Source organism: Fusobacterium varium (assembly GCA_021531615.1).
Classification (GTDB): Bacteria; Fusobacteriota; Fusobacteriia; order Fusobacteriales; family Fusobacteriaceae; genus Fusobacterium_A; species Fusobacterium_A varium_C.
Map to the genome: position 1 here is coordinate 1 of JADYUE010000075.1, position 1,914 is coordinate 1,914.

Genomic DNA, 1,914 nt, shown 5'->3' on the forward strand with positions numbered 1-1,914 from the left:
TCATATAAATTCCCCCAAAATATTTTATTTACCTTTGAGCTCCTAAGGTACTTCTATTATAGCTTAGGTTAATTTTTTTTAACAGTGATAGGGAGTGAAAAGGTGTGAAAGAAAAAAGAATTTTTAATTTTTTTAATAGCCTTTAAAATTTATTATAAAAAAATGGGGCTATGTATAAGGAGCCGACCATCTAAAATAAGGATAAAAACTTAATTTTAAGAAAGAAAAAATATAAAATATTGATTTTTCAGTGGCAAACTGTTATAATTAAAGTGAGAAAGGGGCAGAAATGCAGCCAAGTATTAGGTGTACCTACACCTGAAAGCTGAATGAAGCACAAAAACTGGGATTTTCCATCTCAAGACTTATATACACAATTTTATTGATGGGATATAAGGGGCTTGAGAAAGGCTGAAAGGGAGAAAATAAGCTGTAAAATAATACTCTCCAAAAAATTAACAAACTGAACCCAGCAGGTTAATAGGTAAAATTAAAAATAATTTTTGAGAAGCTACCTTGAATATTTTAGGTAGCTTTTTTCATAGGAGGAAAAATGCCAAAACCTAATCAAGAACAACTTGAAAATATAAAGGCAGCTTTAAATATATATGAAAAAGAATTGGTAAATAAACAAATTTTAATTTTATATTCAGAGATAAGCAACAAAGATTTAAAAAAACTATCTAAAGAAAAATTAAAAGAATTTAAAAAAATAGTTGGATTAGAAATTACTTTTAAAAAAGAAAATTTTATGCACTTGGTTGGGATTGTCAGAGAAAGTATAAAAATTCCCTTGATTACTTTTTATAATAATTTAAAATTAAATAAAGTTTCTTTAAATGAATTTGAAATTTCTGAATATGCTAATAAAAAAAACTTTATTTTTCCAATTCTTCCAAATTCATTAAGAACAGTAGGTACTATAGGGAACTACAATTATTCAAAACCATATGTAAAAGTAGATAAAATTATAGGAAATACTAAAAAAAGTTATGGAGCAGTTCTCGGTATTAGAGAAGAAAAATTTAAAAAAAGTTTAAATCTATTAAAGTCTTATGCTCCTGTTTCACTTTTAGAAGAAATAACAGAAAATTTAATATTGAAGAATACAGAAAGAAAAATTTTGGCAATTTTTGAAAAAAATATTAATGAAAAATATTATGGTAAATTATCTTATAAAAATAAAGATTATCCAATAGAAAATATTTGGAACAATAAAGAGTTTTATAAATTATTAACTTTTGATCTTCAAGAAAAAATTTTAAATCAAATAAAAGAAAAAAATTAATTATCTCTTTGACAAAAATTCCAAAAGTAGAGGAGCTTTAGCGACTACTACTTTTGAGATGCAGAAATGGAGTTTCTGCATACCTTAATTAAAAAAAGTTAATTATCTCTTTGACAAAAATATCTTGTCTATGTTAATATGTAAATATAGAACCTAAATTCCAAAACCTATTTTTTAAAAAAATAACAGGTTAAAATTTAATAACTCCTTATATTTACTAGGTTAAATGCTCGTTAAATTACACTTTTTAAGAAAAAGTTGTACGAGTAAAAGGGAATAAAAGAGAAATAGTACTAATTACTGAAACAAGTGATTAAAAAATGCTCCTTAAATTTTAAAATTAAAAATACCTTTAATTCTGATAAATTCAAAAAACAAGGGTATAAGGAGCCGACCATCTAAAATAAGGTTTAAAACACATTGCATAACTATTTACCTGTATCTCTAGTCTTTCTTTGTATAAGGAGCCGACCATCTAAAACAAGGTTTAAAACACTCCAACTTGGAACGACTAGCCCTTTTCTATCTCAGAAAGTATAAGGAGCTGACCATCTAAAACAAGGTTTATAACAAAAAAAGCACGATTAATTCGTGCTTTTTGCTTTTCTATTAAATATTAATCTTCC

1 protein-coding gene is annotated in these 1,914 nt (G+C 25.4%); it reads left to right on the top strand.

What is annotated here, in order from left to right; genetic code table 11:
- The first annotated feature begins 553 nt into the window (after positions 1-553).
- Positions 554-1,288, top strand: coding sequence for a hypothetical protein (locus tag I6E31_12355; protein ID MCF2640750.1), 735 nt, complete (start codon positions 554-556; stop codon positions 1,286-1,288).
- Positions 1,289-1,914: the final 626 nt, after the last annotated feature.